A 487-nucleotide genomic window follows, 5' to 3' on the forward strand; every position below is an offset into this window, starting at 1 on the left:
CAGCATGTTGAAGTGATCCAGGGCATGACCGATGCCCTGCATTCTCATGGCATGAACCTGATCATCGGAGCATCTGGATACTCGGACCAGGTCGAACTGCAGGTCATCGGAGCATTATTGGCGCGTAGGCCGGATGCCATCTACGTTACAGGCGTACGCCACTCTGCCGCGGTGCGCTCCAGTTTAGAACGATCAGGAATCCCGGTAGTGGAAGGCTGCAACCTAACGGATCGGCCTATCGACACGGTCGTCGGATATTCAAATTTTAACGCGAGCGTAGAGTTGACGAGGTTGCTCATTGACCGTGGCTATCGTCGCATATGGCACGTTACTGTTGCCAACGATTTCAACGATTGTATCGTTGATCGGCTGGCTGGTTTCCGCGAAGTCAGCTGTGGGTGCCGCGAGCTTGGAGGAAACGTCATCCGCTGCGAAAATAGCTTTGAGGGTGGAGCAGAGGCGGTGAGGCTGGCTTCGGCCTCCGAGG

General features: G+C 55.6%; 1 protein-coding gene. It reads left to right on the forward strand.

The features are described 5' to 3' along the window. Nucleotides 1-24: 24 nt before the first annotated feature. The coding region (locus tag ACWGS9_RS36105; RefSeq protein WP_459077409.1) for a type 1 periplasmic-binding domain-containing protein at nucleotides 25-487 on the forward strand (463 nt) is incomplete at its 3' end.

The organism is Mesorhizobium sp. Arg314 (assembly GCF_053714275.1).